This is a genomic window from uncultured Bacteroides sp. (genome assembly GCF_905207245.1).
Classification (GTDB): domain Bacteria; phylum Bacteroidota; class Bacteroidia; order Bacteroidales; family Bacteroidaceae; genus Bacteroides.
In genome coordinates, this window is the sequence record NZ_CAJLKP010000007.1 from 44,189 (window position 1) to 68,604 (window position 24,416).

Annotated in this window: 21 protein-coding genes; 12 read left to right on the forward strand and 9 right to left on the reverse strand. The window is 42.6% G+C overall.

Annotated features, from left to right (window positions below; all coding sequences use genetic code 11):
- Positions 1–10: 10 nt before the first annotated feature.
- The 6 genes from fucI (at position 11) to QZ135_RS03825 (ending at position 9,110) form a co-directional block, all read left to right on the forward strand.
- Positions 11–1,783 (forward strand): L-fucose isomerase, encoded by a 1,773-nt coding sequence (gene fucI, locus QZ135_RS03800; protein ID WP_294606083.1) that lies wholly within the window; start codon positions 11–13, stop codon positions 1,781–1,783.
- 19 nt (positions 1,784–1,802) lie between these two features.
- Positions 1,803–2,441: a class II aldolase/adducin family protein gene (locus tag QZ135_RS03805; protein WP_294606084.1), complete on the forward strand. Its 639-nt coding sequence runs from the start codon at positions 1,803–1,805 to the stop codon at positions 2,439–2,441.
- Positions 2,441–3,856: a rhamnulokinase family protein gene (locus QZ135_RS03810; RefSeq protein WP_294606139.1), complete on the forward strand. Its 1,416-nt coding sequence runs from the start codon at positions 2,441–2,443 to the stop codon at positions 3,854–3,856. The genes QZ135_RS03805 and QZ135_RS03810 overlap by 1 nt, the downstream gene beginning before the upstream one ends.
- 116 nt (positions 3,857–3,972) lie before the next feature.
- Entirely contained in the window at positions 3,973–4,362 is a 390-nt protein-coding gene (locus tag QZ135_RS03815) for an L-rhamnose mutarotase (protein WP_294606085.1), read from the forward strand.
- A 21-nt stretch (positions 4,363–4,383) separates the two neighbouring features.
- On the forward strand, positions 4,384–5,706 hold the full coding sequence (gene fucP / locus QZ135_RS03820; RefSeq protein ID WP_294606086.1) for an L-fucose:H+ symporter permease: 1,323 nt from the start codon (positions 4,384–4,386) through the stop codon (positions 5,704–5,706).
- A 287-nt stretch (positions 5,707–5,993) separates the two neighbouring features.
- Positions 5,994–9,110 (forward strand): ATP-binding protein, encoded by a 3,117-nt coding sequence (locus QZ135_RS03825; protein ID WP_294606087.1) that lies wholly within the window; start codon positions 5,994–5,996, stop codon positions 9,108–9,110.
- Between the two features lie 56 nt (positions 9,111–9,166).
- On the opposite strand, the gene QZ135_RS03830 is transcribed toward QZ135_RS03825, so the two are convergent.
- A complete protein-coding gene (locus tag QZ135_RS03830) occupies positions 9,167–10,060 on the reverse strand; it encodes a helix-turn-helix domain-containing protein (protein ID WP_294606088.1) in 894 nt (297 codons plus the stop codon).
- A gap of 170 nt (positions 10,061–10,230) precedes the next feature.
- On the opposite strand from QZ135_RS03830, the gene QZ135_RS03835 reads away from it, so the two are divergent.
- Genes QZ135_RS03835 through QZ135_RS03855 form a run of 5 tightly spaced genes read left to right on the forward strand, consistent with a single transcriptional unit; the run spans position 10,231 to position 16,142 of the window.
- On the forward strand, positions 10,231–11,493 hold the full coding sequence (locus tag QZ135_RS03835; protein ID WP_294606140.1) for a TolC family protein: 1,263 nt from the start codon (positions 10,231–10,233) through the stop codon (positions 11,491–11,493).
- Positions 11,494–11,517: 24 nt separating this feature from the next.
- Positions 11,518–12,423: an HlyD family efflux transporter periplasmic adaptor subunit gene (locus QZ135_RS03840; protein ID WP_294606089.1), complete on the forward strand. Its 906-nt coding sequence runs from the start codon at positions 11,518–11,520 to the stop codon at positions 12,421–12,423.
- 8 nt (positions 12,424–12,431) lie between these two features.
- Positions 12,432–13,892, forward strand: a complete 1,461-nt coding sequence (locus QZ135_RS03845; RefSeq protein WP_294606090.1) for an ATP-binding cassette domain-containing protein — start codon at positions 12,432–12,434, stop codon at positions 13,890–13,892.
- A 14-nt stretch (positions 13,893–13,906) separates the two neighbouring features.
- Entirely contained in the window at positions 13,907–15,010 is a 1,104-nt protein-coding gene (locus QZ135_RS03850; protein ID WP_294606091.1) for an ABC transporter permease, read from the forward strand.
- A gap of 13 nt (positions 15,011–15,023) precedes the next feature.
- Positions 15,024–16,142, forward strand: a complete 1,119-nt coding sequence (locus QZ135_RS03855; RefSeq protein ID WP_294606092.1) for an ABC transporter permease — start codon at positions 15,024–15,026, stop codon at positions 16,140–16,142.
- A gap of 52 nt (positions 16,143–16,194) precedes the next feature.
- Here QZ135_RS03855 and QZ135_RS03860 read toward each other — a convergent pair whose 3' ends face one another.
- Complete coding sequence (locus tag QZ135_RS03860; protein ID WP_294606093.1) at positions 16,195–17,640, reverse strand: S41 family peptidase; 1,446 nt, start codon at positions 17,638–17,640, stop codon at positions 16,195–16,197.
- A gap of 189 nt (positions 17,641–17,829) precedes the next feature.
- Between QZ135_RS03860 and QZ135_RS03865 the strand changes: the two genes are divergently transcribed.
- Positions 17,830–18,972: an acyltransferase gene (locus QZ135_RS03865; protein WP_294606094.1), complete on the forward strand. Its 1,143-nt coding sequence runs from the start codon at positions 17,830–17,832 to the stop codon at positions 18,970–18,972.
- A 91-nt stretch (positions 18,973–19,063) separates the two neighbouring features.
- Here QZ135_RS03865 and QZ135_RS03870 read toward each other — a convergent pair whose 3' ends face one another.
- The 7 genes from QZ135_RS03870 to QZ135_RS03900 form a co-directional block, all read right to left on the reverse strand.
- The gene (locus QZ135_RS03870; protein WP_181983227.1) at positions 19,064–19,492 is read right to left on the reverse strand and encodes an Hsp20/alpha crystallin family protein; all 429 of its coding nucleotides are present in this window, start codon (positions 19,490–19,492) and stop codon (positions 19,064–19,066) included.
- 240 nt (positions 19,493–19,732) lie between these two features.
- Positions 19,733–20,206, reverse strand: a complete 474-nt coding sequence (locus tag QZ135_RS03875; RefSeq protein ID WP_294606095.1) for a hypothetical protein — start codon at positions 20,204–20,206, stop codon at positions 19,733–19,735.
- Between the two features lie 210 nt (positions 20,207–20,416).
- On the reverse strand, positions 20,417–21,103 hold the full coding sequence (locus QZ135_RS03880) for a hypothetical protein (protein WP_294606096.1): 687 nt from the start codon (positions 21,101–21,103) through the stop codon (positions 20,417–20,419).
- Positions 21,104–21,576: 473 nt separating this feature from the next.
- Positions 21,577–22,275, reverse strand: a complete 699-nt coding sequence (locus QZ135_RS03885) for a DUF4304 domain-containing protein (RefSeq protein WP_294606097.1) — start codon at positions 22,273–22,275, stop codon at positions 21,577–21,579.
- Between the two features lie 105 nt (positions 22,276–22,380).
- Positions 22,381–22,785, reverse strand: coding sequence for a hypothetical protein (locus QZ135_RS03890; protein ID WP_294606098.1), 405 nt, complete (start codon positions 22,783–22,785; stop codon positions 22,381–22,383).
- On the reverse strand, positions 22,778–23,206 hold the full coding sequence (locus QZ135_RS03895) for a hypothetical protein (protein ID WP_294606099.1): 429 nt from the start codon (positions 23,204–23,206) through the stop codon (positions 22,778–22,780). The genes QZ135_RS03890 and QZ135_RS03895 overlap by 8 nt, the downstream gene beginning before the upstream one ends.
- 247 nt (positions 23,207–23,453) lie before the next feature.
- Complete coding sequence (locus tag QZ135_RS03900) at positions 23,454–24,239, reverse strand: hypothetical protein (protein WP_294606100.1); 786 nt, start codon at positions 24,237–24,239, stop codon at positions 23,454–23,456.
- Between the last annotated feature and the right edge of the window lie 177 nt (positions 24,240–24,416).

A 24,416-nucleotide genomic window follows, 5' to 3' on the forward strand; every position in this document is an offset into this window, starting at 1 on the left:
AAATAAGAGTATGAAAAAGTATCCGAAAATCGGGATTCGTCCCACCATTGATGGCCGCCAGGGTGGTGTGCGCGAGAGTCTTGAAGAAAAGACTATGAATTTGGCTAAAGCAGTAGCCGAATTGATCACCAATAATTTGAAGAACGGTGACGGAAGTCCCGTGGAATGTGTGATTGCAGATAGTACCATCGGACGCGTAGCGGAAAGTGCAGCCTGTGCCGAGAAGTTTGAGCGCGAAGGGGTAGGTTCTACCATTACGGTGACTTCCTGCTGGTGCTATGGTGCTGAGACGATGGACATGAATCCGCAGTATCCGAAAGCTGTTTGGGGCTTTAATGGTACGGAGCGTCCGGGAGCGGTGTATCTGGCTGCCGTGTTGGCGGGACATGCACAGAAAGGTTTGCCTGCATTCGGTATTTATGGCCGCGATGTGCAGGATTTGGATGATAATTCTATCCCTGCTGATGTGGCTGAGAAACTTTTGCGTTTTGCCCGTGCCGCACAGGCGGTGGCAACCATGAGGGGAAAATCTTACCTGTCAATGGGCAGCGTTTCCATGGGTATCGCAGGTTCTATTGTCAATCCCGATTTCTTCCAGGAATATCTGGGCATTCGTTGCGAATCTGTTGACCTGACTGAAATCATCCGCCGTATGACCGAAGGTATTTATGATAAGGAAGAGTTTGCTAAAGCGATGGCATGGACAGAGAAGTATTGCAAGAAGAATGAAGGCAAGGATTTCAATCTTCCCGCTAAGACCAAGACCCGCGAACAGAAGGATGAAGACTGGGAATTCATTGTAAAGATGACCATCATCATGCGCGACCTGATGCAAGGTAATCCGAAGCTGCGTGAGATGGGCTTCAAAGAAGAAGCACTTGGACATAATGCCATTGCCGCCGGTTTTCAGGGACAGCGCCAGTGGACAGATTTTTATCCGAATGGCGACTACTCCGAAGCTTTACTCAACACTTCATTCGACTGGAATGGTATCCGTGAGGCCTATGTGGTGGCTACTGAAAACGATGCTTGCAATGGTGTGGCCATGCTTTTCGGTCATTTGCTGACGAACCGTGCCCAAATCTTCTCGGATGTGCGTACGTATTGGAGTCCCGAGGCTGTGAAACGCGTTACAGGTAAAGAACTTACCGGTATGGCTGCCAATGGTATCATTCACTTGATTAACTCCGGTGCCACTACTTTGGACGGTACAGGTCAGCAAACAAATGCACAAGGTGAGCCTGTGATGAAACCTCATTGGGAAATTTCGGAAGCCGAGATGGAAAAATGCCTGGAAGCAACTACTTGGTATCCTGCCAATCGTGACTATTTCCGTGGCGGTGGTTTCTCTTCCAACTTCCTGTCTAAAGGCGGCATGCCTGTAACGATGAGCCGTCTGAATCTTGTGAAAGGTCTCGGTCCCGTGCTCCAGATTGCAGAAGGATGGACGGTGGAGATTGAACCGGAAGTTCACAAGCTGCTCGATGAACGTACGGACCGTACCTGGCCTACGACTTGGTTTGTGCCCCGCTTGTGCGACAAACCGGCATTTGAAGATGTATATTCGGTGATGAACAACTGGGGAGCCAATCATGGTGCTATTAGTTATGGACATATTGGTCAGGATTTGATTACATTGGCTTCTATGCTTCGCATCCCGGTTTGTATGCACAATGTGGATGAGAAGAAGATTTTCCGTCCGGCTGCATGGAATGCGTTTGGTATGGATAAGGAAGGGGCGGATTATCGCGCTTGCACAACTTATGGTCCGATTTATAAATAAACATTGAAATAACAGAAACATGATAACTAACGAACAGATAGAACAATTCATTGCCCAGGCGCATCGGGTAGGAGATGCCGGATTGACAATTTGCAGTAGTGGCAATATTTCCTGGCGCATTGGCGACGAGGTTTTGCTTTCGGGCACAGGCTCATGGGTACCTTCCCTTCCGAAAGAGAAAGTGGCCGTTTGCCGCCTTTCCACCGGAGAAGTGCTGAATGGGGTGAAACCTTCCATGGAGAGCGGTTTCCACCTCGGTGTATTGCGTGAACGTCCCGATGTGAATGTAGTCCTGCATTTTCAGTCGCACTATGCTACGGCTGTGGCTTGCATGAAGAATCGTCCCACGAACTTCAATGTGACAGCAGAGGTACCTTGCCATGTGGGAAGTGAAATTCCGGTAGTGCCTTATTTTCGTCCTGGGTCGAAAGAGCTGGCGCAGGGAGTGATTGACGCTTTGAAAGGCCATAATTCCGTCTTGTTGCTGAAACACGGGCAAGTGGTATGCGGAAAGGATTTTGACCAAGCCTTTGAGCGTGCCATGTTCTTTGAGATGGCGTGTCGCATCATCATCCAGTCCGGAGGCGACTACACGGTGCTTACTCCCGAAGAGATAGATGATCTTGAAACGTACATCTTAGGGAAGAAAACCAAATGATGAATACCTATCTGGCAGTAGATTTTGGAGGTGGAAGCGGTCGTGTGATGGCCGGTTCCACCTGCCAGGGTACGCTGAAGCTGGAAGAGGTGTACCGTTTTCCGAACCGCCAGGTGCGGATGGGCAATCATGTGTATTGGGATTTCCTTGCCTTGTTCGACGAGATGAAGAATGGGCTTCGGCAGGCTGTGCGCAAAGGGTATCATATCAGAAGCATCGGTATTGATACCTGGGGTGTGGATTTTGCTTTAATAGATAGGAATGGAAATCTGTTGGGAAATCCAGTTTGCTATCGTGATTCGCGGACGGATGGTTTGCCGGAAGAATTTTTTGATACTTCGGATCTGAATTCTCCGTGTATGGATGCTAATGTTTTCAGAAACTATCCTGGTGGTAATCTTTCCCGTCATTATTCCGAAGCGGGGATACAAGTAATGTCTATCAATACGCTCTTTCAACTCTACAGTATGAAGAAGAACAATGATGTGCAGTTGGAAGTGGCGGACCGCCTTTTGTTCATGCCCGATCTTTTCAGTTTCTTCCTGACCGGGGTGGCGAACAATGAGTATTGCATTGCCTCTACCTCCGAATTGCTTGATGCCCGTAGCCGTACCTGGAACTGGGAGTTAATTCGCCGTTTAGGAGTGCCGGAACATCTTTTTGGTGATATTGTGATGCCAGGCACCGTGCGCGGCAAGCTGAAACCGGAGATTGCCGAAGAAATCGGTTTTACGGAAGAAGTGGATGTGATTGCTGTCGGTTCTCACGATACGGCAAGCGCCGTTTTTGCTATTCCTGAGACGCAAGTGGATAAATCGCGTTGTGCATTCCTCAGTTCGGGAACCTGGTCTTTGCTGGGGGTGGAACTGGACGAGCCCATTCTCACGGAAGAAGCTCGGATATGCGGTTTCACCAACGAGGGTGGAGTAGGCGGAAAGATCCGTTTTCTCCAGAATATCACCGGCTTGTGGATACTTCAGCGTCTCATGGCACAATGGAAAGAGAGGGGCGAGGAGTGTACTTATGATGTATTGCTTTCTGCTGCTGAAAGTGCGGATATTTCTTCGGTTATTGATGTGGACAATAAAGTATTTCAGAATCCGGCTGATATGGAAGCTACCATAGCTGATTACTGTCGTGAACATCAGTTACCCATTCCTGTCACTTCGGGTGAGTACGTGCGTTGTGTACTTCAATCACTTGCCCAACGTTATAAACGGGCCATTGAGCAACTGAACCGCTTGCTTCCGTCTCCAATAGAGCAACTGAATATTATCGGCGGTGGGGGGCGCAATGCATTGCTGAATCGTCTGACTGCCGATGCACTGGGCATTCCTGTCATCGCCGGACCTGTGGAGGCTACTGCTATCGGAAATATTCTGGTGCAAGCCAGGACTTTTTTAAATGAAGAATGAGAAATGAAGAATGAAGAATTTCCTTTCGGCATGCTTTTACAGCGCAGCAAAATTCTTCATTCTTCATTTCTCATTCTTCATTTAAATTGGTTTATTTGCATTTTAATAAAATAACTATGGACACATCAATCAAACGTTATCCTGCCAAAGAGCATCATCAACCTGTGGAGCGCATCTGCCGGACACTGGAACTTCGTGACGACCCGGAACTGATAGCCGAATATCGTCGTCGTCACAGCCAGACAGCCATCTGGCCCGAAATACCTGCCGGTATCCGTGAAGCAGGTATTCTGGAAATGGAAATCTATCTGTTAGGCACCCGCCTGTTTATGATTGTCGAAGTGCCTGTGGGCTTCGACTGGGATACGGCTATGGAACGCCTTGCCTCCCTGCCGCGACAACAGGAATGGGAAGACTATATGGCCATCTTCCAGCTTGTGAAACCCGGTTCCACTGCCGCCGAGAAATGGCAGCCGATGGAACGAATTTTCCACTTATATGACTAACTGACAAAAGACAGAAATACCATGAACAACACCAAGAAAACCAGTATTATCAGCAAAGACGGAGTAAGTTATCTCATTCCGTTCATACTTATCACCAGTTGCTTCGCCTTGTGGGGCTTTGCCAACGACATCACTAATCCGATGGTGAAAGCCTTCTCCAAAATCTTCCGTATGAGTGTCACTGACGGGGCATTGGTGCAGGTGGCTTTCTATGGCGGATATTTCGCTATGGCATTTCCGGCGGCAATCTTCATCCGCAGGTATTCCTATAAGGCGGGTGTGTTGCTGGGATTGGGACTGTATGCCATAGGTGCATTCCTGTTCTATCCTGCTATGTTAACGGGGAATTATTATCCTTTTCTCATAGCTTATTTCATCTTGACGTGCGGCTTGTCGTTTCTGGAGACGAGTTGTAATCCTTACATCCTCTCTATGGGTGATGAGGCTACCTCTACCCGCCGCCTGAATCTGGCACAGTCTTTCAATCCGATGGGTTCGTTGCTGGGTATGTATGTGGCTATGAATTTCATTCAGAACCGTCTCAATCCGATGGATACGGTAGAACGCAGTCAACTTTCGGATACGGAATTTGCGGCTGTACGCGATTCTGATTTGATGGTATTGATTGCTCCTTATCTCATCATCGGGCTTGTAATTCTGGCCATGTTGCTCGTAATCCGAATGGTGAAGATGCCGAAGAATGGCGACCAGTCTCATGGCATCAACTTCCTGCCTACATTGAAGCGGATATTCATGATACACCATTACCGTGAAGGAGTAATTGCCCAATTCTTTTATGTAGGAGCGCAAATTATGTGCTGGACATTCGTTATCCAGTACGGCACCCGCTTGTTTATGTCGCAAGGTATGGAAGAAAAGGCGGCGGAAGTTCTTTCACAACAGTATAATATCATTGCTATGGTTATCTTCTGTGCCAGTCGCTTCATTTGTACGTTTATTCTGCGATACCTCAGCCCGGGACTATTATTGAAAGTGTTGGCTATTGTCGCCTGTTTGTTTACTGCCGGAGTAATCGGTTTCCAAAATATCTGGGGCATGTATTGTCTGGTGGGCGTATCTGCCTGTATGTCTCTGATGTTTCCCACAATTTACGGTATCGCTTTGCAGGGATTGGGTGATGATGCCAAATTCGGTGCTGCTGGATTGATTATGGCTATTCTGGGAGGTTCGGTGTTGCCGCCACTCCAAGCCAGTATCATTGATTGCCATACATTGCTGGGCATGCCTGCCGTGAACCTCTCATTCATCCTTCCGTTCATCTGTTTCGTGGTGATTGTCGTCTACGGGCACCGGTCGTATTGCAGGGAAAAAAGAAAATTGTAAATCACATCTTTTATCTGCTGTGGAATCATGTAGACAAATGCCACATCTGAACGGGCGGAATGCCACACTTTATCATCCGGAATACCACACTTCAAGTGTTGTCAAGTGTGGCATTCCGGATGATAAAGTGTGGCATTTGGAGTAAAGAGCTAAGCCCCTGTTCCTTTACATTTCTGCGTTCAGAATAATAAAAATTAAACAAGTTTTGTTTTTTATCTACTTTTTTCATTACTTTTGCAATGCGGGAATAAATCATTTCTACAAGACATAAAATATTTCCAACACAGATGAAAATACTATATTCTTTTTTTATTCTCTGTCTTTTGTCTATAAATACACTTAGTGCACAGAAAGACGAGATTAATGCGGAACGATACATTCTATGTATTAATTCGTACACAGACGCTTCTCCCTGGAGCAGCCGGGTGATTTCCAGCATGACGGAATTTGCGCAAGGAGACCCTAATATTGCTCTTTATGCAGAGCATATGAATATGCTGCTGATTAATAATGATACCATTTTGGAGGAGTTTAAGCATACTATTTTATGTAAGTATCAGAAACGTCCCCGTATGGTAGTATTGTTGGGAAATCCTGCTTTGATATTGCGTGATGAGTTGAGAAAGATGTGGGGAGATGTTCCTATCATACTCTGCGCGCAGGAAGATTATGTAGGACCACAAGAAGCCTATTTTCGCAAACAGCCTATTAAGAAGGCCGATCGGATTCATCTTTCTGACTTGTCTGAACCTTACAACTTGACCTTTCTGTATGCTAATCTCTATCTCCGCGAGAATATCGGTTTAATAAAACAGATGATTCCTAATATGGAGGAATTGATTTTTATAGGTGATGGCCGACAGGTCAACCAAAATGGTGCGGCGATTCTAGAAGAAGAGCTGAATACTCATTATCCGAACATCGGTTTTCAGTTTTTATCTTCTGAGCGGATGACCACAAACCAGTTGCTGGACTTCTTGTATCATGAAAATCCCAGAACAACAGGAGTTCTGTTTTCCTCATGGTTTTGTAAATCCACGTTTGCTGGCAATACTTCGCTGACAACCAATTCTCATAAACTCATTGCTACAGTTTCCATTCCCTTGTTCTCTCTGAACTTTGTAGACATCGCAAGCGGAAAGGAAGGTATGGTCGGAGGATATACCTACAATCAGGCACTCTATCACGAGAGGTTGCATCAGGTGATGAAGGAAATATTGGAAGGAAAACAAGCACGTGATATTCCCTTCTATATTCCATTGGACGGGGCGCCTGTCATTAATTACGAAGTGCTACAACGTAAAGGTCTTTCTGCTTCACAGTGTCCTGCCGATACCCATTTCCTTAATAAGCCTCCTACATTCTGGGAACATTACCGTTATTTTATTGTGGGAACACTCCTTGGTACTTTGTTGCTGACTCTATTCTTTCTTTACCGCATCTGTAATTTGAATGAGTTGAAGAGGGCGCAACAGAAAGAGATAGACATGATGGCTACCTATAAAAATCTGGTGAATAATATGCCTTTGCTCTATATGCAGGAGGAACTGGTTACTGATGAAAACGGCGCTCCCCTCGAGCTGATTTATCGGAATGTGAATTCGGAATTTGAGAAACACTTCTATCGTAAAGAAGAGGTTATCGGCAAAAAAGCCAGTGAAATATTTCCTGAATCCATGGCTGAGTTCCTACACTTCACCAAGATTGCATTGGCGGAGAACAGGGCGATCGCATTTCCTTATTACTTCAAGGCTATCAACACCTTCTATGATGTGATATTGAAAGGTACGAATCATGGCAATATGATTGATGTTTTCTGTCTGGACAGTACGGAGCTACATAAGACACAGCAGAAACTGAGTGCTACGAATAATAAGCTTGCCATGGCTCTTGATGTAGCCAATATCGTTCCTTGGAAATGGGACTTATTGAGCAAAACTATTTTGTGTGACATCAACAAGCCGATTGAATTGAGTACTGCTGGGAGAGATGTGGGAGAAGAACAACTGGCTGTGCCCGATTCCCAATATTTCTCCAAGATATTTAAGGAGGACCGCCAACGGGTGGAAAAAGCATATCAGGACCTGATTGAAGGACGGTCGGAGAAAGTGAAAGAAGAATACCGGATAGTCAACGTACAAAAAAATAATCTGCACAAGATAGATTGGGTAGAAGCCCAAGCCGCCGTCGAGACACGTGACGAGAATGGAAAACCGCTTACGCTGGTTGGCTCCTCCCTCGTCATCACCAATCGCAAGAAGATGGAGCAGGAACTTACCACGGCGAAAGACCGTGCCGAAGAGTCCAATCGTTTGAAATCGGCTTTCCTTGCCAATATGAGCCATGAGATACGTACTCCGTTGAATGCAATTGTCGGTTTCTCGGGTATATTGGCATCTACTGAAGAGGAGCAGGAAAAACAGGAATATGTCAGCATCATTGAGAACAATAATACACTGTTGTTGCAACTGATAAGTGACATTCTCGACTTGTCGAAAATAGAAGCCGGTACATTGGATTTCAAGTATTCCAATGTCAACCTGAATGCATTGATGAAAGAGTTGGAATGTGGTCTGCTGCTTAGGGTGAAATCGGATGCGGTGAAACTGGAGTTTGTGGAACCGGCGGAAACTTGCATAGTCCATACGGAGAAGAACCGATTATCCCAGTTGATGATAAATCTAGTGACTAATGCCATTAAATTCACCCAAAAAGGGAGCATCCGTTTTGGCTATGAACTACGGGGAAAGGAGCTGTATTTTTATGTAGCGGATACCGGATGTGGCATTCCAAAAGATAAGCAGCAGAATATCTTCGGACGCTTTGTCAAACTAAACTCTTTTGCACAAGGAACCGGATTGGGGCTTTCCATCTGCAAGACGTTGTTGGATCACATGGGTGGAAAGATCGGTGTGGAGTCGGAAGAAGGACAGGGCTCGACTTTCTGGTTCACATTGCCCTATGCATCGGCTGTGGCTGTGGATAAAACGAGGAAGCAAGAAAATCTTCAACCCATCGTAGTGGAAAAGGGCAAGCTAACTATCCTGATAGCGGAAGATAATGCAAGTAATTACAAATTGTTTGAGTCTATCCTTAAATTTGACTACCATCTGATTCATGCCTGGGATGGTAGGGAAGCGGTGGAGATGTTTAGGGAACATAATCCGCAGATTGTGCTGATGGACATCAATATGCCTGTGATGGATGGGTATGAAGCTACGCAGGAAATCCGTAAGTACTCGGCAAAGACCCCTATCATTGCTGTCACGGCCTTTGCCTATGCTTCGGACGAGCAAAAGGTCATGGAAAGTGGTTTCGATGGCTATATGCCCAAGCCTATCAATGCCAAGCAATTGAAAGCGCAGTTAATGGATATTATGCAGAAACGCATTGTCCTGCTGTAAGACATTTATAATTCTTTCTATATAACTTCGAGAAGAGCGACACCCTTTTGTTTTTTTTACGTATTCTTCTGATACTCTGCCGGAGTCATCCCAGTCATTCGTTTAAAAAACTTTGAAAAGAACGATGGATTGGGAAAGTTCAGCTCATCCGAAATCTGGAATACCAGCATATCGCTATGTTTCAGCAATACTTTTGCTTCAAGGATAACCGCTTGGTTGATCCATTGCATCACTGTCTGCCCACTTGTTTCACGAATCACCGTACTCAGATAATGGGGCGTTAGGCACAGTTTGTCGGCGTAAAAGCTGATGTTTCGTTCATGTTTACCATGCTCGTTTATCAAAGTTATAAAGCGATTGAATGTCTCCTCCTGGCGGGAAAAGCGTGTGCGGGAGGCTGTCTGTTTCTGGTTGAACATATACCTTATATCATATAATATGGCAGTTACCAAATGTTGCACTACTTCGGTGCGGAAGGGTGAACGGTGCATGCTTTCCCAAAGCAGGGAAAAAAACTCGCCGGTATGTTCCCATTCTTCCGTACCCAGCGAGAGCACAATTTCCTGTCTGCCGTATAGGTCCGTTATGCTATTGCTCTGCACAGCCGGCAGGAAATCATTCTCGGGGACAATGACCTGAAAATCATAATCCGGGCTTATATCTATTACTTCTATAAGTGAGTTTGGAGGGATGACGACAATCATCTGTTTCTCCACATCATGCTCTACCAAGTTGATTGAGATTCTCCCTATGCCTTGGATGATGCGAATGATACGACTCTCTTTTGCACGGTAGGGTTGTCCGACGCGGAACAGTGAACTTTGCATCTGTGCAAAGCTGATAACCATTCCGATGCCGCGGTGGATAGAACGGAATTCAGCACGGGTGATGAACTCTGCATTCTCTTTTATTTCTTGAAAATCAAGATTCAGAGGTTTATTTTTCTTCATTGTTTTGCTTCTGTTAGGGATGTATATCTGTGGCAAAGGTAATAAAATCGTGCTGTTTTATGTCTTTATAGACTATGTATCGAACAAATGGAACATATCATTCGACTAATAGAAAGTATTTATGTAGCTTTATGGTCTATCTTTGCACCATAGCTCATAACTAATTAATAATAGACATGAAACGAACGATTTTTTCTTTTGCTTTTCTGTTCACGGCTGCGCTGATGCACGCCCAGTTGACACTGGAAGAATGTCAGCGCCAGGCACAGGCTAACTATCCGCTGGTGCGCCAATACGGGTTGATAGAAAAGGCACGTGAATATAATCTTGCCAATGCTGGAAAAGGATATTTACCGCAGTTTTCTATTTCGGGAAAAGCAACCTATCAGAGCGACGTCACAAAACTTCCGGTGGATATACCAGGCATTGATATAAAAAGTATGTCTAAAGACCAGTATCAGATGATGCTTGAAGTTTCGCAGAACATTTGGGATGGTGGTGATATACACTCAAAGAGGCAACTGACGCGGGCTATTTCGGACGTAGACCGCGAGAAGCAGGAAGTGGATATGTATGCACTGAACGATCGTGTGAATCAGGTTTACTTCGGTATTTTATTACTGGACGAACAATTACGACAGAATCAGCTTCTGCAAGAAGACTTGGAGCGTACCCACAAACAAGTTTCTAACTATATGGCAAATGGTATTGCCAATCAAAGCGACTTGGATGCCGTGAGCGTGGAGATGCTGAATACCCGCCAGAAACGCATTGAACTGGAATCTTCGCGACAAGCGTATCTGAGTATGCTTTCCATATTCATAGGAAAGGAAATCGGTATCACGACTACTTTACAGAAACCTGCGGATATTCTTGAATCGGCGTCACTCGTGAACAACCGTCCCGAACTTCGCTGGTTCGATGCACAGGGAAGCCAACTGAATGTGCAGGAGTCTGCCTTGAAAACCCGTTTGCGTCCTCGCTTCGGTCTGTTTGTGCAGGGAGCTTACGGCAATCCGGGGCTGAATATGTTGAAGGATGATTTCTCTGCATATTATGTGGCGGGAGTCCGTATGTCGTGGAACTTTGGCAGTCTGTATACTTTGCGTAACGACCGCAAGTTGATAGACAATAGTCGTAGGCTGTTGGAGACAAACCGAGATGTTTTCCTGTTTAATACCCATCTGCAATCCACCCAGCAGAATTCTGCCATACTTTCTATGCGCAAACAGATGGCGGATGATGACGAGATTATCCGTTTACGTGTCAACATCAGAAAGGCTGCCGAGGCAAAAGTGGCGAATGGGACGCTTACCGTTACCGATATGCTACGTGAAATTACATCTGAGAATCTGGCACGCCAGACTAAAGCTGCACATGAGGTGCAATTGCTGATGAATCTTTGGAATTTGAAATATACATTGAATAATTAAAGGCATATAAAAATATAGATCATTATGAAATCAAAGAATTTACTGAGACTTTGTTCCCTATTGGCCCTTTTCTCCGCTTGTGGAAATGGTACTCCAGAATATGATGCTACCGGAACATTCGAGACTACTGAAGTGCTTGTGTCCGCCGAAGCATCGGGCAAGTTGCTTTACTTCAATATAGAAGAAGGCACTGTGCTGAAAGCAGGTCAGGAAGTCGGTGTAGTGGATACCGTGCAACTTTATCTGAAAAAGCTGCAACTGGAAGCCAATATTAAATCCGTTGAAGAACAGCGCCCCGATATTTTGAAGCAAGTGGCTGCCACCAAGGAACAGATAACGGCTGCTGAACGGGAACGTAACCGTGTGGCAAACTTATTAAAAGTGGGTGCCGCCAATCAGAAACAACTGGATGATGCGGACGACCAGCTTGAAGTGCTCCGGAAACAGCTTGTGGCACAAAACTCCACATTGTCCAACAGTCACCAGAGTCTGACGTGGCAGAGTTCATCTGTCGGCATTCAGGTGGTTCAGGTGGAAGATCAATTGAAGAAGTGTTATATCACCTCTCCGATAACCGGAACCGTGCTGGCCAAATACGCCGAAGCAGGAGAATTGACCGCTGTGGGCACACCACTTTTCAAGATTGCCGATACACAGCAGATGTATCTTCGCGCATATATCACTTCCGAGCAACTGTCACAAGTAAAGTTGGGACAGAAGGTTACTGTTTTCTCTGACTATGGCACCGATGAGCATAAACAATATCCGGGTGTTGTTACCTGGATTTCGGATACTTCCGAGTTTACTCCGAAGACCATTTTGACGAAGAATGAACGTGCCAATCTGGTATATGCCGTCAAGATAGCCGTGAAGAATGAAGGCTATCTGAAGATAGGTATGTATGGAGGGGTGGAGTTTAAAGATAAATGATAAGTGTTATGGAACATGCAGTTATTGTAAACGGAGTCACCAAAAGTTATGGTAAAGTGGAAGCCCTGCGCGGTGTTTCCTTTACTGTTCCGCAAGGCGAATTGTTCGGAATCATCGGGCCCGACGGGGCGGGGAAGACTTCTCTTTTTCGTATCCTTACCACCTTGCTGCTTTCCGATAACGGGACTGCTTCCGTCTGCGGCTTGGACGTGGTGCGGGATTATAAGGAAATTCGCCGCTGTGTGGGTTATATGCCCGGACGTTTTTCTCTCTATCAGGATTTAACGGTAGAAGAAAATCTGAACTTCTTCGCCACTGTTTTCCATACCACCATTGAAGAGAACTACGACTTGGTGAAAGACATCTACCAGCAAATAGAACCTTTCAAGAAACGCCGTGCCAGAGCATTGTCCGGAGGCATGAAGCAGAAGCTCGCCCTTAGTTGTGCGCTTATCCATAAACCGGATGTCCTCTTTCTCGATGAGCCTACGACGGGTGTTGACCCTGTCTCCCGTAAGGAATTCTGGGAAATGCTTCGTCGTTTGAAAGCACAAGGTATTACCATCATCGCCTCTACACCTATCATTGACGAAGCGCGCCAGTGCGACCGCATCGCCTTCATCAATGAAGGACAGATACATGGAATAGACACTCCGGAACGCATTCTGGAGCAATTTTCAGATATACTTTGTCCGGCAGGCTTGCAGCATGGCAAGGCGGAACAGAAAGAGGAATATGTCATCGAAGTGGACGGACTGACCAAACGTTTCGGAAGTTTCACCGCCGTCGACCATATCTCTTTCCGCGTTCATAAGGGAGAAATCTTTGGCTTCCTGGGAGCTAATGGCGCCGGAAAGACTACTGCCATGCGTATGCTCACCGGACTGAGTCGTCCGACGGAAGGCATGGCACGTGTGGCAGGTTTCGACGTAGCTGCCCAAACGGAAGAAGTGAAGAAAAACATCGGTTATATGAGCCAGAAGTTTTCTCTTTATGAAGATCTTAAAGTATGGGAGAACATTCGCCTCTTTGCCGGAATTTACGGCATGGCGGAAGATGATATAGCCCGGAAGACCGATGAACTGCTTACACGTATTGGCCTGAGTGCGGAGCGTGATACATTGGTGAAAAGCCTTCCTCTAGGCTGGAAACAGAAACTTGCTTTCTCCGTTTCCATCTTTCACGAGCCGAAAATCGTTTTTCTGGATGAACCTACCGGTGGTGTGGACCCTGCCACCCGACGCCAGTTCTGGGAGCTTATTTACCAGGCAGCCGACCGTGGCATCACTGTCTTCGTCACCACCCATTTCATGGATGAGGCTGAGTATTGCGACCGTATCTCCATTATGGTAGACGGTGTGATTCGCGCCCTTGATACGCCTGATAAACTAAAACGACAATTCAATGCCGTCACTATGGACGATGTGTTCCAAAAACTTGCGCGGGAGGCAGTGCGGACGGCGGATTAATAAAGAATTAGACAATGAAACAATTCATAGCTTTTGTCCGAAAGGAATTCTTCCATATCTTCCGCGACAGGCGTACGATGCTGATATTGCTGGGGATGCCTGTTGTGCAGATTATCCTTTTCGGCTTTGCCATTACAACGGAAGTGAAGAACGTGCGTGTAGCCATCCTTGATCCGTCCAACGATATGGTTACCCGCCGTATCATCGACCGTCTGGATGCCAGCGAATACTTTTCCGTTACTACCTATCTACATTCTCCCGGAGAGGTGGAAGCTGCTTTCAAGCGAGGAGACATAGATCTGGCGCTCATCTTCAACGAGCAGTTTGCCAACCGCGTTTATACAGGTGAAGCCCGCATGCAGTTGATTTCCGATGCCACCGACCCTAATACGGCAACTACACAGGCGGGATATGCTGCCAATATCATAACCGTTGCCGGACGGGAAATGCTTCCTCCGGGTGTGCAGGCAACTTCCATTATTCCCGAAGTCAAGCTGCTCTATAATCCGCAGATGAAGAGTGCGTACAACTTTGTACCGGGTGTGATGGGACTTATCCTGATGCTGATTTGCGCTATGATGACTTCCATCTCCATTGTCCGTGAAAAAGAAACGGGTACGATGGAAATTCTGTTGGTGTCTCCCGTGAAACCCTTGTTCATCATTCTTGCAAAAGCGGTGCCTTATTTTGTATTGTCGTTTGTCAATCTTACGACTATCCTGTTGCTTTCAGTCTATGTGCTTGATGTACCCGTAGCTGGTAGTCTGTTCTGGCTCATAACGGTGTCATTGCTCTTTATCTTTGTTTCGCTGGCTCTGGGGCTGCTTATTTCTTCGGTGACGCGGACACAGGTTGCCGCCATGCTTGCATCCGGATTGATATTGATGATGCCTACCATGTTGCTCTCCGGCATGATATTTCCGATAGAGAGTATGCCGGTGATACTGCAGGGCATTTCAGCCGTGCTGCCTGCCCGCTGGTATATTCAGGCAGTGCGTAAACTGATGATTGAGGGAGTGGATATTTCGCTTGTTCTGATGGAAGTCGGCATTCTTGCTACAATGGCAACGATACTGATTACTATCAGTTTCAAGAAGTTTAAGAACCGATTAGAATAGGAGGGTGGCTGTTATGATAAAATTTCTGATAGAAAAAGAATTCAAGCAATTATTGCGCAACTCATTCCTGCCGAAGATGATACTTGTCTTCCCATGCATGATTATGATACTGATGCCGTGGGCTGCGAATCTGGAAATAAAGAACATCAACCTGAACATTGTGGACAATGACCATAGTGTCCTTTCCCGCCGCCTTGTAGACAAGATAGGTGCATCCACTTATTTCCGCACGACGGCTCTTCCTGATACATATGACGAGGGTTTGGAAGGTGTTGAAGTAGGCACTGCTGATATCATTCTGGAAATTCCCCGTGATTTTGAAAAAGACTGGGTGCATGGTAAAAGTCCCCGTCTGCTGATTGCTGCCAATGCGGTGAATGGGACTAAGGGTGGTTTGGGAAGTTCTTATCTTTCCTCCATTATCAGTGATTATACACGCGAATTGCAGGCGGAATCTCCTTCACATGGAGTACATTCCGGCAGGGCACTCCCCAAAGTGAGTATAACGACTCAGAATTTGTTCAATCCCAATCTGAACTATAAACTTTTCATGGTACCGGCATTGATGGTTATGCTGCTGACAATGATTTGCGGCTTTCTTCCGGCTCTCAATGTGGTTGGCGAGAAAGAGGCAGGGACTATTGAGCAAATCAATGTAACTCCTGTCGGGAAATTCATCTTTATTCTTGCAAAATTGATACCTTACTGGCTGATTGGGTATATAGTACTTACTATCTGCTTTTTCTTGGCCTGGTTGCTTTATGGCATTTTGCCTGCCGGGCACTTCCTGACTATTTATCTTTTTTCGATGGTTTTCTTGCTGGTGGTTTCGGGCTTTGGACTGGTAATTTCCAATCATTCGGGCACTTTACAACAAGCGATGTTTGTTATGTGGTTCTTTATGCTGATTCTTATTCTGATGAGTGGTTTATTTACGCCTATACATAGCATGCCGCAGTGGGCGCAACTTATAGCTGCCCTCAATCCGCTGAAATATTTTGTGGAGGTGATGCGCACTATATATTTGCGTGGAGGTGGTATCGCAGATCTTTTACCACAGTTGGGGACTTTGCTTGCCTTTGCGATTTTCTTTAATCTGTGGGCTGTGAAGAGTTATCGGAAAAGTAGTTAGGGTGAATAAAGCTAAAGGAGTCGGAAAACTCAATTTCCCGACTCCTTTAGCTTTATTCAGTAACTCTGTTTTTCAGATAATCCGGAGGTAGTAATACTCCGTTTGTACTGTGTCTTTCTATAGACTGGTAAACAGGTATGCGCATTCTTTCTTTTTGGGAACCAACAGTGCGAGAGGAGGGTGCTGTGCCCTTAATCACTTTTAATGCATAACTTAGCATATATTCGTCAGGATCACCTAAAGGAAGTAACTGATTGCTCTCGAATTCGTCAAGCGGGTAACTCGGATCGAGTCCTGCGCTATAATCGTTGCTTGCTCCTTCTTTATTTGTGATACGCATCACAATCGGTTGAATAGCCCATTCGTATTTCTTATCAGAATAATGAAGAGAACCTACGTTTTTACCTTCCGTGGTTTCACCGATAAGAATGATATTATCTTTTCCATAATAAGGCATCAATCCGTTTATTACAGCTTCAGATGCGGAAGCAGTTGATGAACTTGTCAGAATGAACAGCCGATTCAACTTTAAATGTGTAGTTTCCCCCTCAGCATTGAATCTGATGTTAAAAGATTTACCTTTATTGTCTGTCTCTATCCCGAATATATCACTCTTATGACTCTCGTCCACTAATAAACTTGCAAGTATGGTTGCCGAACTTACGTAACCGCCACCATTGTAGCGTAAATCGAGTACGAATTCATCTACATTTTGTGAAGCAAACTCACCGAGAATCTCTTTCATTTCGTTATCATAAGCTTTGTCGTTAAAGCCATCCGGTCCTGTTGTAAAATGGTTATAAAGTAAATATCCAATCTTTTTGCCACCTGCATCCAGTGTTGTGTGACAATATAGCGGATTGTCTTCTACTTTTCGGGAAGCAGATAATGCCACATTCTTCGTTTTACTTTCGTCTGAAAAATCTAACAGGATTGTTAATTCGATAGCCGGACCTTTGAGCAGTTGCGTAAAATTGTCCTGATTCAACTTGACACCATTAATGTGGCTTAGCCAATCTCCCCGTTTAAGTCCGGCTTCTTCTGCCGGACTGCCTGGTAAGACGTATAACACCCATGAACGATAATAGCCCAAAGGCTTATTATTTTTATCGACCATATTGAAAGTTACAAACTCCATACCGTATGTATCGTCCGAATCAATGCTGGTACGTGTGTCAGGCACATAATCTTTGTTCTTTTCAATATAAGAATAGTAGTGATGTGTTCCATTACGTGTTTTCCCATCTTTCAAACTAAGTAGAGATTGAAAGAAGGTTTCTGGCTCAGCATTGAAATCCAGTTTACTCTCTTGAGGAATCTCACTATGCCATAAATAGTTTTCCCGCATAGTCTCTTCTATCCAATGATTTACTGCCAGACCTTCTTTGGGAGGGTCAGGTGTTTCTCCGGAATCATCATCGGAACATGAGGTGAACAGGGTTGGGCTGCATAACAAACCTAACCAGGCGATGATTGCATATAAAGATATTTTTTTCATATGTAATGTTTTATAATTAAGTAACTACAAACGAACGCAAAATTAGCCATATAAACAAGTAAAAAGATTAATTTAATAGGATAATAGAATAATTTATTCTTGTTTATTGGCAATATATATAATGAGTAATTTTGTATTATTGTTTTTTATCCTACTTTTGCAGGCAAATTTAAAATATCTGATACCTCAATGAATACGCAGACAACTTATCTCGCTTCCAAGCCGCATTATGAAATCCTGGATGGATTGCGTGGTGTAGCAGCCGTTATGGTCGTAATCTTCCACCTTTTCGAAGCGCATGCGGGTGGCAGTCATCTCACGCAAATTATCAATCACGGTTATCTTGCCGTAGACTTTTTCTTTATGCTTTCAGGTTTTGTAATCGGTTATGCCTACGATGACCGTTGGAACCGGATGAGTATTGGCACTTTCTTTAAACGCCGTGTCATCCGTTTGCATCCTATGGTGATTATAGGTAGCATCATCGGTGCTGTTTTCTTTTTCTTCCAGAAATCCCCCTGTTTTCCGAATATGGATAATGTTTCGGTCGGAACAGTTCTGATAATCATGCTCTATGGCTGTACGCTGCTTCCCCTTCCTTTGAAGTGGGACATTCGCGGATGGACGGAAATGCATCCGCTGAACGGGCCGGCATGGTCGCTCTATTATGAATATATCGGCAATATACTATATGCTTTGTTTGTCCGTAAATTCAACAAGGTTGCTTTGTCCATCCTTGTTTTTTTGGCAGCCTGTGCCACTTTGCATCTCTGTCTTACTGCACCGAAAGGTGATATTGTAGGCGGGTGGGCTTTGAATTGGGAGCAACAATATGTAGGCTTTATCCGTTTGCTCTATCCGTTCTTTGCAGGCTTGTTGCTCTCACGCCTGGGCTGGCTCATACGGGTGAAAAAACGTGCATTCTGGTGGTGCAGTCTGATGATTGTAATAGTTCTTTCCGTTCCCCGTATTGGCGGTGAAGATGGTTTCTGGATGAACGGACTCTATGAGGCGCTTTGTATTATCTTTGTTTTTCCAATTATTGTTTCGATGGGAGCCGGTGGCAAAGTTACGGGAAAGCGCTCTGTGGGTATCTGTAAGTTTTTGGGTGATATCTCATACCCCGTTTATATCACTCATTACCCACTGATATATACATACACAGCTTGGGCATGTAACAATAATGCAACCATTACCGAAGGTCTTCCTTATATGATACTGACCTTTGTCGGAGCTTTCGTCCTTGCTTATGCCTGCCTGAAGCTTTATGACGAACCGGTACGCAAATGGCTGACCAATCGTTTTCTGAAAGGAGCGCGTAAGGCCAAATAAATACATTCGGAGATATAAAAAGAAACGGGCAACTTCTCGCAAGAGAGGTTGCCCGTTCTGGTTAATTCATCCGTAGGGTTTATCGGAAACCTTATTTCACTTCAATAGACTTCTTGTTCTTCTGTTTTTCTTCGGCTGAGAACTTCGGCAGATTGATGTTCAGCACGCCATTTTCTACCTGTGCTGCAATCTTTTCCTTGTCCACATTGTCCGGCAATATCATGGTTTGTTGGAACTTAGAGTATGAGAATTCACGACGCAGATAGCGACCGTCTTTCTTTTCCTCCTTGTTTTCAGTCTTCTTTTCCATGCTGATAACCAGATTGTTGTCTTCGTCAATATGAACGTTGAAGTCATCTTTGGTCATCCCCGGAGCAGCCAATTCTACTTTGTATTCTTTTTCCGTTTCCATCACGTTGATAGCAGGAGCGGTTGCATTGGCTTTTTCCATCCATTCGTTATCAAAGAAATCATTGAAGATACTTGGTAACCAATTTTGAGTTCTTCTAACAGGCATCATAATTTTAGTCTCCTATCCTTTAAGTTAAACATTCGGTTAGTTCTGAACTTCCGGTCCTAAACTGCTTTCAGGAACTATTTTTCAATCACTTCCCATGCGGTTTCTGAACCGTCGTTCACAAACATAATTGCAAAACGTGTGCCAATTGATTTTAGTTTCGCTGATTAACAAAATGTCACTAATATTCTGACAAAATTACTTGTTTTATGCCTTTTTGTACGTCTATTATATAAAATTGCTTTATAACGCTACTAATTTGAAACGCATTCTCCAGCGTTTGGCTTCTTCGTTCCAGTCGTGGCTGATCACTTTGAAGGCTCCTATTTCGGAGGTATTCTTTACGTGCGTTCCCAAACAAAGACATTCATCATAATCGCCTACTTTCACTATGCGTACGGTTTCCGAAGCATCTTCCGGCAGTCGTTTCAAGTCAAAGCATCCTTGTGCTTCTTCTTGCGTGATGAATTCTGTGGTAACATCCAATCCTTGCGCAATCACCGCATTTACAGTTTCTTCCAGTCGTTTTACATCTTCCTCGGTAGGAGCAGTTTCCAAAGCATAGTCCAGCTTGCTTTTCTTTCTCTCTATATGTGCGGATACTGACCGTCCACAACCGAAAAGATTCATCATGGCACGGTTAACTATATGCTCGCAGGTGTGCATAGGTGGGTATTCCTGTTTGTTGTGGTCGTTGAGTTGAATTTGTTGTTCCATATTATTTAGTAACTTTTTATTGTATTCCTATTTCTTAGCTAATCGAAAATGAAAAAACATCTTTGGTTTTTTAAGATGCCTGTAAGGCATATCTAATCCTCATTATTTACGTTTAATATTTTTGCGTAAAGATAGGGCTATATTCTGATATTGAAAAGATTTATATTGTAATTTGTCCAGCCGTAATTAGCCGTATGTATGGGTATTCTTTTATTTTCGTCTTATATACGAAATAAGTCTACTGAATATATTCTTCTTTTTGGGGAGAGATGCATTGCAATTATTCTCTCGTAGAATTTTATATTTAGGATCAGGATTTTCTATCCACAGTTTGAAGAACCTGAGAGTATATTCATACCAATTCTCTTTTGTTAAAGATGCATCATTCCAATACCATTGCTCCCCTAATGCTTTCAACTCGTCTATGGCATTAGATAACAAATAAAAATCGTATAAGAAGGTGTTGTACTCATTATTTATACATTCTTGTTCAAGTTTATTCAAAGCAGCAGACACTTTATTCTTATCAGGAGATTGTATTACTGATTTTACTATGAACAAGCTATATAATATAATGATAGAATTTGAGTCGATTTCATTAAGATGCAGTTCTTCGAAAATCTTATCTGTTAATTCTGCAAATTCAAAAGGATTGCAATGAATGTCTTCACCAGCTAATATAAAAAGATTTTCCATCTCATATCCGGCCATCAACATCTCTAAAGCCCAATCTTTCCATTGAGCATTGATGTTGATATTTTGTTGCTTATAAACCAATATCTCTGCTGTAGATGGCACTTTCTGTAGTAGCTCATTGAGAGGGGCGTCAAGTTTCACTATATCAGTAAGTGGGTATTCCTGCCTGTCTTTATCGTCGGTTTGAAGATTTTGCTCCATTTTTTAATTACTTCTGTTTATATATCTATTTTCATATTAAAAGCATAATTATCGGCACTATTCTCAGATTTATATCTGGCTGCCTTATTACGAACCAATGTTTCGTTTACATAATGTCCAATCTCATGCAATAGCAGACGTTCCAGATAATATCTTCTTGCGCTTTCTTCTGTAAATTCAATATACCAATTGTCTTTTTCTTTTTGAGGTTCGGAAGCATATCCCTTATACCATGTCAGTAATTTATGGGTAGGTCTTTCTTTCCCAAGAATAAGTTGATTGCTTTTGGGGAAAGGATATAGGGTAATGAGACGAACACCACTACCGACTGTATAACCTCCTTGATATTTTTCTTTCTTATTTGTTTTTCGTAACCAGATATGTGTCAGACCTTCTATATGTTCAGGTGGAAAAGGGGGCTATCCTGCTTTGGGGATAGCCCTTGCCGAGCAAAATTTAAACAGGCCCTAAGATTACTTTTTTTGTTTCAAAAGTTGCTTGAACTTCTCAACAAATGGCATATAAGAATCTAAAGCTTTATTAGATGGAATTTGTATAGCATCCTCACCATATATTGCTTGCATTACCCTGTATTCATCTATATTTATATCTTTAGAGCGTTTTTTTATAGACTCCTCTACTGTTTTCAATGCTTGTTCACTGTTCCCATGCAAATAGTACAATACAGGTAAAATATAATCTTTTGCTTCTCCGATATACGAATACTTCGAAGCTACAAGCCCATAAATCACCTGGTCCACATTCGACAACTCTTCAAGATAGGGCAAACCATAGTCTATAATAGCTCTTGCCATGTTATCAACACTTTCACTGACATCTGTATCTATGGTGAATTTCCATTCTTTGAAATCGTTCTCAGGCATAAGATAACCAATGGGGAGGCAAATCATGGGAGTATACATTTCAAGACAACTATTTGTCCTTTCTCTAAGTTGTACCATTATTTCATCCACATCCTTATAAATAACTCCTACAACAGGATTCAGATAGATCACATGTCTTTCACCATGAGTTGTCGTAGTAAAGCCAATATCTTGTATTACATTACCATCTTTAATGCGTATATAATTATTAAGCTTCTTTTTCTTGAACCCATATTGGGAAAAATGTTCTTCCAATAATAACTGCATTTTCTTTTTTTGTTCTTTCATTAAAAATAATGCTTAATTCTGATACCTTAATATTTTAGGATAAAAAAACGAAACAATATAACCAATAATTTTGTCTGAAACAGACTCTTCATTTTATCTAATGTTCTATTCCAAATTATCCATTACGTTTTCTATTTGCATTAGTATTACTGACAAATAATCAACGCAAATACTATTGTGAAAAGTTAAGTAGCTTTGAGGCATTTGAGTATCGGAAATACAACCATTCAAATGGATTATTTCTTTTTCTTTCATCTGGAACCTAAGACTGAAGAACTCTCCTAACGGAGTAAAGGAAAATTCTTTGTGGCACTTACGAAGCATTAAACCCAAATTCTTCTTAAATAAAAGAAGTTCCTCTATGCTAACATTGCAAACTGTTGAAACTTTTAAAATGGAACTTATAAGTTCAAGACTAAACTGAAGATAATCAACACTCACACTACGTTCAAAATCATAAAAGCGGATAAAAAAAGAACCGTCTTCATTTCTTACAAGAATTTCATTCATGGCATTTCCCTAAGTTTTTTATTTCGATAAGCACATCATCTATATCAGCCTCCAGCTCAGGCAAAAATGTCTGATCAAAATGACATCCGACTTCTAAACAACTACCAGTCTGTTCTTCAACAATCACAAACTTTTGTTTGATATGTCCCATATTCTCCCATTCCAATTCAACCCTTAGCCGCTCGTTCAAGGAAGAATATACAATCTTATGAATACGTTGCTGATACAACAAATTGATATGGTTCTTCAGGGCAAGTAAATCCTTCTGATTAGTATTATATGTTGCAGCCACAGTAAAAATTGATTTCTGAATTTTTACGTCAAAAGTCAGAATATCTTCCTTTCCTCTATCGACCAAGAGGAAATTATACCATTGCATAATTGGTATTCTTTCCGAATTATAAAAGATTATATTTTTCATTCAATTACCAGGAAATAATTATACAATTTACTTTGTTACTCACTATTCCAGAACCATATCTTTCTGACTTTGATATAATACCAATAGTATTGGTCGTCTCTCCATCCCTTTTTGTGGAGAAAGATTTTCGCCATATTTTGATTTTTCCAGTAAAGGTAAGGTTATATTCTAAAATGACGAAATGCATATCATTTTTTTGCAGTTCTTATTTTTGCTAAAACTTTCTGCTTAGACATAATTAAGGAGTTTATTGGTTTTTCCTTTTATTTATTACTTTGACAATCTCGAATATAATTTTGATTATTGCACTAGTCGAAAAAGCTAATACAGTAATGGTCGTCATTATATTATTAGAAGCTAGTTTATATATTCCCCAATAAAATATGAGGGCTAATGCAAAAATAAGAATAATATATAGCCAATAGGTATATTGGTTGAATAAATATATTTCTGCCGTTTTTCGAAATTTAGATTTCTTATTCCATTTATTATAAAGTTGACTACTGGGATTTTTTATCCATTGTTCCAGATATTTTCTGGTATATTCTTCCTTATTATTGAAATCTAATCCATCCCAATAATTTTGTTCTCCTTCTTTTTTTAGTTCTGTATATGCTAAGTAAAGAGTGTCGAAATCGTAAAATACATAGTAATTTGTCACTATAAATAGGTTGGCAAGCAGGGTTAATATTTCATATACATCTTTATTCTCAGCAAATCCTTGCCTTATAAGATAGATGCCATAGCATTTACATATCGTAGGTATATCGTTTAAATCTATATTAAGTTCATCGAAAATAACGTTGGTCAGCCCTCTTAAATAAATTTGGTCATCCGTATCGGTTTTATGGCTTAATTCAATGATGTGAGGTGTTTTATATTTGGTTTGCGCTAATTCTGCTGCCCATTCAATCCATTCGGGAGTAATCTCGAAGTTGGCATCTTCTATCGCTATTTTGTAAAATACCAGTTTTGCAGTTGATGGTACTTTGGTTAGTATTTCATTTGTGCATAGATTTATTTTATTTTCCATCACATGGCGTTTTTATGATCGTCAGTTGCAAAGATAAATATTGTTTGCCGAAAATTTGAACTTATTTCATTCTTTAATTCTTGAGTTTGTTTACCTTTGCTTCTGAATTTTCATTAGTTATACAAATCAGAAGTTGAAATTCATTCATAAAGTATCTTCTCAATTAATTTTACTTCT